The 5,702-nt window shown below is 71.1% G+C and carries 7 protein-coding genes; 3 read left to right on the forward strand and 4 right to left on the reverse strand.

Annotation, left to right across the window (positions count from 1 at the left end; translation table 11 throughout):
- Nucleotides 1-377 (forward strand): RDD family protein (locus IJH84_RS17540; protein ID WP_295146353.1); only part of this gene is annotated, 377 nt, incomplete at its 5' end.
- 184 nt (nt 378-561) lie between these two features.
- Here the strand turns inward: IJH84_RS17540 and IJH84_RS17545 are convergent.
- The 4 genes from IJH84_RS17545 to IJH84_RS17560 form a co-directional block, all read right to left on the reverse strand.
- Complete coding sequence (locus IJH84_RS17545; RefSeq protein ID WP_200071180.1) at nt 562-1,287, reverse strand: DUF4191 domain-containing protein; 726 nt, start codon at nt 1,285-1,287, stop codon at nt 562-564.
- A gap of 123 nt (nt 1,288-1,410) precedes the next feature.
- Nucleotides 1,411-2,412, reverse strand: a complete 1,002-nt coding sequence (gene lipA / locus IJH84_RS17550; protein WP_200071181.1) for a lipoyl synthase — start codon at nt 2,410-2,412, stop codon at nt 1,411-1,413.
- Nucleotides 2,413-2,479: 67 nt separating this feature from the next.
- Nucleotides 2,480-3,415 (reverse strand): oxidoreductase, encoded by a 936-nt coding sequence (locus IJH84_RS17555; RefSeq protein WP_295146356.1) that lies wholly within the window; start codon nt 3,413-3,415, stop codon nt 2,480-2,482.
- A 181-nt stretch (nt 3,416-3,596) separates the two neighbouring features.
- The gene (locus tag IJH84_RS17560) at nt 3,597-4,112 is read right to left on the reverse strand and encodes a hypothetical protein (protein ID WP_295146360.1); all 516 of its coding nucleotides are present in this window, start codon (nt 4,110-4,112) and stop codon (nt 3,597-3,599) included.
- Between the two features lie 111 nt (nt 4,113-4,223).
- Between IJH84_RS17560 and IJH84_RS17565 the strand changes: the two genes are divergently transcribed.
- Nucleotides 4,224-4,823 (forward strand): TetR/AcrR family transcriptional regulator, encoded by a 600-nt coding sequence (locus tag IJH84_RS17565; RefSeq protein ID WP_295146366.1) that lies wholly within the window; start codon nt 4,224-4,226, stop codon nt 4,821-4,823.
- 145 nt (nt 4,824-4,968) lie between these two features.
- The coding region (locus tag IJH84_RS17570) for an LLM class F420-dependent oxidoreductase (protein ID WP_295146373.1) at nt 4,969-5,702 on the forward strand (734 nt) is incomplete at its 3' end.

The following is a 5,702-nucleotide window of genomic DNA, read 5'->3' on the forward strand; positions in this document are numbered from 1 at the left end:
GCGAGCGGCTGGGCCTGCCGGAGAGCGGGACCGGCTCGGTCGCCGGTGGTGGCCGCAGGCTGCTCGGCTTCCTCGTGGACATCGTGCTGGCCGCGCTGGTCGCGGGCCTGTTCACCGTTCCCGAACCGCCCGGCAACTGGAGTCTGCTGACCTGGTTCGTGATCACGGCGCTGCCGGTGGCGGTCTTCGGCTTCACGCCGGGGATGTTGCTGGCCGGTATCTGGGTGGCGCGGCTGGGCGGCGCGAACTCGGTGGGGTTGTGGCGCGCGATCGTGCGGTGCGCGTTGACGGCGTTCCTGGTTCCCGCGGTGATCCGCAACCGGGACGGGCGGACGTGGCTGGATCGGCTCACCGGGACGGTCGTGGTGCGCCGCTGAGCGCTGTTCGCGCGGTTCCGTCCGGAGCGAACGGACCGTTGGTCCGAAAAGATCGAGCGAACGGACCGTTCACTCGGAACTCCGAGCACGCGCGGACGTCATCCGCCGGGAGCGCCCGGCCGTGGAGCGAGCGGGCCACTCGACCGGTCTGTCGGGGCGAACCGGTCCGCTCACCCGGGTCGGGTCAGCGGCGGCGCGAGGCGCGCTGCACGTTGCGCATCTTGGCGCCCTGCGGCATCGGGCCCTTCGGCATCGAATTGCCCCGGCTCGCCAGCGCGGAGAGCCGGTTCTCCAGCGAGTCGACCTGGCCGGAGTTGATGTTGCGCGGCAGCTTCATCAGGTGCGTCTGCAGCTTGCGCAGCGGGACCTGGCCCTCCTCGGTGCCGATGACGACCTCGTAGATCGGCGTTTCCCCGACCAGCCGGGACACCCGCTTCTTCTCCTGCGCCAGCAGCGACTTCACCCGGTGCTGCGCGCCCTCGCCGACCAGCACGATGCCGGGGCGGCCGATCACCCGGTGCACCGCGTCCAGCTGCGCGGTGCCCGCCACCGCCTGCGACACCTTCCAGTTGCCGCGCAGGTTGTCCAGCGCCCACCCGGCCGCGCCGGGCTGGCCGTCGGCCTTGCGGTAGACGGTCGCCTGCACCCGGCGGCCGAACACGATCACGGCCGCGAGCACGCCGAGCGCGATGCCGACCGGCAGGAACGCCCACTGCATCCCGAAGAAGAAGCCGATCACGAACACCACGACCGCGATCGCCAGGAAGACGCCGATCATCAGCGGCAGCAGCAGCTTGTCCTCGCGGCGCTGCATCTGGAACGCCTGGAAGATCTGCGAGATGCGTCCGCGCAGCGCGTTGCGCCGTTCCTTCGCCGCCGCCTTCTTGGCTGCCTTGTCCTGGTTGGCCATGCGCCCCAGGATACGGCCGCCGTTCAACGCCCAACCAGGGACGTCCGCTGCGGTTCGCGGACGAATTCGCCGCCCGCCCCGCAGGACCGGGACGGACGGCGAGTGCGCTGGTCAGCGGGCCGATCAGCGGGCGAGCAGGGAGCTGGCCTCCTGCGCGGCGGGCTGCGCCTGCGCCAGGTGGGCGAGGTTGTCCGGCAGCGGCATGCCGCGGTGCTGGGTCGCCTTCGCGTACAACCTGCCCGCGCGGTAACTGGAACGCACCAGCGGACCGGCCATCACGCCGGGGAAGCCGATCTCCTCGGCGGCCTTGGTGTGCTCGACGAACTCCTCCGGCTTGACCCAGCGGTCCACCGGGTGGTGCCGGGCGCTGGGCCGCAGGTATTGCGTGATCGTGATGATGTCGCAACCCGCGTCGTGCAGGTCCTGCAGCGCCGGGCGCACCTCCTCCGGCGACTCGCCCATGCCGAGGATGAGGTTCGACTTGGTCACCAGCCCGGCCTCGCGGGCCAGCGTGAGCACCTTCAGCGAGCGGTCGTAGCGGAACGCCGGGCGCATCCGCTTGAACACGCTGGGCACCGTCTCCAGGTTGTGCGCGAGCACCTCCGGGCGCGAGGAGAAGACCTCGGCGAGCTGGTCCGGTTCCGCGTTGAAGTCCGGGATCAGCAGCTCGACGCCGGTGCCCGGGTTCAGGTCGTGGATCCGCCGGACCGTCTCGGCGTAGAGCCAGGCCCCGCCGTCGTCGAGATCATCGCGGGCCACCCCGGTCACCGTGGAGTAGCGCAGGCCCATCGCCTGCACCGACTCGGCGACCTTGCGCGGCTCGGTGGTGTCCAGCTCGGCGGGCTTGCCGGTGTCGATCTGGCAGAAGTCGCAACGCCGGGTGCACTGGTCACCGCCGATGAGGAAGGTCGCCTCGCGGTCCTCCCAGCACTCGAAGATGTTGGGGCAGCCCGCCTCCTCGCAGACGGTGTTCAGGCCCTCGCGCTTCACCAGGCCCTTGAGCTCCTGGTACTCCGGACCCATCCGGGCGCGGGTCTTGATCCACGATGGCTTCTTCTCGATGGGAGTCTGGCTGTTGCGCACTTCCAGCCGCAGCAGCTTCCGTCCCTCTGGCGCCACACTCACGGCCGCAAGGCTACGCCCTCACCCGTCCGAGACCGAACCCGTCAGCAGTGATCCCGCTCGCCGCGGCTCAGCGCGGGTCGGCGTCGACGCCGGTCAGCTGCTCGGTGGCGGTCCACAAGCGCTCGGCCAGACGGGTGTCCTGCGCCGTCGAAGTGGTCTTCGCGCGGGTGGGGTAGCCGCGGATCTCGGCGAACCCGTCCGGGCCGTAGTAGCTGCCGCTGGTGGCCGCCGGATCGGTCGCGGCGAACAGCTGGGGCAGCGCCCCCTGCGCGACCGACTGGGTGATCAGGTCGTTGAACGGACGGGCGATGCTGGTCAGCGCATCCGGCAGCGACCGGGCGCGCAGCGAGTTCAACGCCAGTTCGGAACCGCTCATGCCGGGGTGCGCGGCGATGCTGCGCAGGTCCAGTCCCGCGCGCCGGGCCCGGCGGTCGAGCTCGAAGGCGAACAGCAGGTTCGCCAGCTTCGACTGCGAGTAGCCGCGGCTCGGCGAGTAGCGCCTGCGCTGGAAGTTCAGGTCGTCGATGTCCAGCGAGCCGCCGCGGTGGGCGATGCTGGACAGCGTCACCACGCGGGCGCCCGGGCGGGCGCGCAGCGCGGGCATCAGCTGCCAGGTCAGCGCCGCGTGCGCGAGGTGGTTGGTGCCGATCTGCAGCTCGAAGCCGTTCTCGGTGCTGCCGCGCGGCGGAGCCATCACGCCGGCGTTGTTCATCAGCACGTCGAGTTCATCACCGGTGCGCTTGCGGATGTCCTCGGCGGCGCGCTGCACCGAGCCGAGATCCGCGAGGTCCAGTTCCACCAGCTCGGGTTCGGCGATGGCGTGCGCGGCGACCAGCCGCTGGGCTTCGCGGCCCTTCTCGGCGTTCCGGCAGGCCATCAGCACGCGGGCGCCGCGGGCGGCGAGAACCTGCGCGCTCTGCAGGCCGAGCCCGGAGTTCGCGCCGGTGACCAGCACCGTCCGGCCGGTCTGCTCGGGGATGTCGGTCGTCGTCCATCGCGCCATGCCCCACTCCTACCCGCCCGGGGCAGTGCTTGAAAGGTGCACCGAGACACGATCTGATCACTCGACGCGACCGCTGCGGCCCGGCTGCTGGTCTTTCGGGGTGGCGGGGCAGTGGTCGTAGCGGCGGGACTCGCCACGCTCCGAACAAGAGGGTGTCCGGCTTCGCGGTGGGCGGCGGATCTCAGAAGCTCGGGATGAGCTTGCGCAGTTGAGAGAGCGGGCGGCGGGACTTGCCCGAAGCTGCGCTGGGCTCGGCGCGCAGCAGGCTCCGGAACGCCTTGCCGACGCGGTTCGTCTCGGATGCCGGTTCGTGCTGCTCGGCGAGGCCGGCCGACAACGCGAGCATCCGCTGCTCCTGCAGCGCGGCCTGCGCCAGCGCCGGCTCGCCCGCGTGCGCGTCCAGGATCGCCCGCAGCGCGGGGTTGTCCGCGGCGGCGCGCCGCCAGGCGTTCGTGACCGCTTCCACGCGGTCGCCGTGCGGTTCCGCGTCGGCGTCCTGCACGCCCACGTCGATCCGCCCGGTCAGCACCTGCGTCCACTTGTAGTGCAGCGCGCGCAGCAAGTCGGCGCGATCGGCGAAGACCTCATCGGCGCCGGGTACCGCCGTGAGCTCCAGCGGTGCGGACGGGTGCCGCGCGGCGTGCTCGAGGATCGCCCGAATCGTGCGCTGCCGCTGGTGGAAGTCGTCCCAAGTCATGGTTCCTCCAGACCGGATCGCTGTCGTACTCCCGGTGTGCGGCATACCGGGAGTATGTGCCTCGAAGCTACCAGCGCGGCCATACCGCGGGTATGTTTTATGATTGTGAGTATGGCTACAGCGCGGCCCCGCAGGCTCGAGCACACCGAGAGCACCCGGCAGGCCCTGGTGAATTCCGCCGTCGCGCTGTTCACGAAGAAGGGCTACGGCGGTACCTCGCTGGACGAGATCGCCAAGCGCACCCGCGTCACCAAAGGCGCGCTCTACCACCACTTCAGCGGCAAGCAGGCGCTGTTCGAGGCGGCCTTCGAGGAGGTCGAGCAGCGCGTCGTGCGGCGGCTGTCGAAGGTGCTGTTCGGCTCCGGCTCCACCTGGGACGCCGTGCGCGCCGGGTTGGACGACTTCATCCAGGTCTGCCTGGAACCCTCGTACCAGCGGATCGTGGTGCACGAGGCGCCCGCGGTGATGGGCTGGGAACGCTGGCGGGAGGCCGAGGAGCGCTACACCTTCGGCGTCATCCGGCAGGCCGTGCAGGCGCTGGTCGAGGCCGGGGAGATCACCCCGCTGCCGGTGGACGCGCTGGCGCACGTGGTGTTCGGGGCGTTGTCGGCGGGCGCGAGCACCATCGCCGGTTCCGCGAAGCAGAAGCAGACCAGCACCGAGGTCGGCCAGGTCGTCGACCGGGTCCTGCGGGGGTTGCGCACGCAGTGACCGGTTCAAGCAACTACTGCTCGGCGTTTCGCTGCCCTCGTCAGAAGACGCCCGAGAACCCGCCGGTGGTCCGGCCCGATGGTCCCGCTGAGTCCCGCACCGCAAGCGGCTGCCGCCGCTTGTGCATCGGTTAGCCTCGGCAGACGTGACCGAATCATTCAAGCTGCGAATCTTCACCGAGCCCCAGCAGGGGGCGAGCTACGACGACCTGCTGCGGGTGGCCCAGGCCACCGAGGCGGCGGGATACGACGCCTTCTTCCGCTCCGACCACTACTTGAAGATGGGGTCGGTCAGCGGTGACCCGGGCCCGACCGACGCATGGGTGACGCTCGGCGCGCTGGCCCGCGAGACTTCTCGGGTGCGGCTGGGCACGCTGATGTCGGCGGGCACCTTCCGGCTGCCGGGGCCGCTGGCGATCGCGGCCGCGCAGGTCGACCAGATGTCCGGTGGCCGGGTCGAGTTCGGCCTCGGCAGCGGCTGGTACGAGCAGGAGCACGCCGCCTACGGCATCCCGTTCCCGGCGCTGCGGGAGCGGTTCGACCGCTACGCCGAGCAGCTGGAGATCATCACCGGGCTGTGGGGCACCCCGGCGGGCGAGACGTTCGACTTCGCCGGGCGGTACTACGAGCTCAGCGACTCGCCTGCGTTGCCGAAGCCGATGCAGAGCCCGCGGCCGCCGGTGCTCATCGGCGGCGGGGGCAAGAAGCGCACTCCGGAGTTGGCGGCCCGGTTCGCCGACGAGTTCAACCTGCCGTTCGTGGACGTCGACACGGCCGCCGCGCAGTACGAGCGGGTCGACGCGGCCAGCCGCGCGATCGGCCGGGCCCCGGGCGAGATCGCGCGCTCCTGCGCGCGGGGGCTCTGCGGCGGCAAGGACGA

The sequence above is a fragment of the Saccharopolyspora sp. genome, assembly GCF_017434145.1.
Lineage (GTDB): Bacteria > Actinomycetota > Actinomycetes > Mycobacteriales > Pseudonocardiaceae > Saccharopolyspora_C > Saccharopolyspora_C galaxeae.

Bases quoted from the DNA above. Each gene is read 5' to 3' on its own strand.
- IJH84_RS17545 (WP_200071180.1), bottom strand. From the start codon at position 1,287: ATGGCCAACCAGGACAAGGCAGCCAAGAAGGCGGCGGCGAAGGAACGG.
- IJH84_RS17555 (WP_295146356.1), bottom strand. From the start codon at position 3,415: ATGGCGCGATGGACGACGACCGACATCCCCGAGCAGACCGGCCGGACG.
- IJH84_RS17560 (WP_295146360.1), bottom strand. From the start codon at position 4,112: ATGACTTGGGACGACTTCCACCAGCGGCAGCGCACGATTCGGGCGATC.
- IJH84_RS17565 (WP_295146366.1), top strand. From the start codon at position 4,224: ATGGCTACAGCGCGGCCCCGCAGGCTCGAGCACACCGAGAGCACCCGG.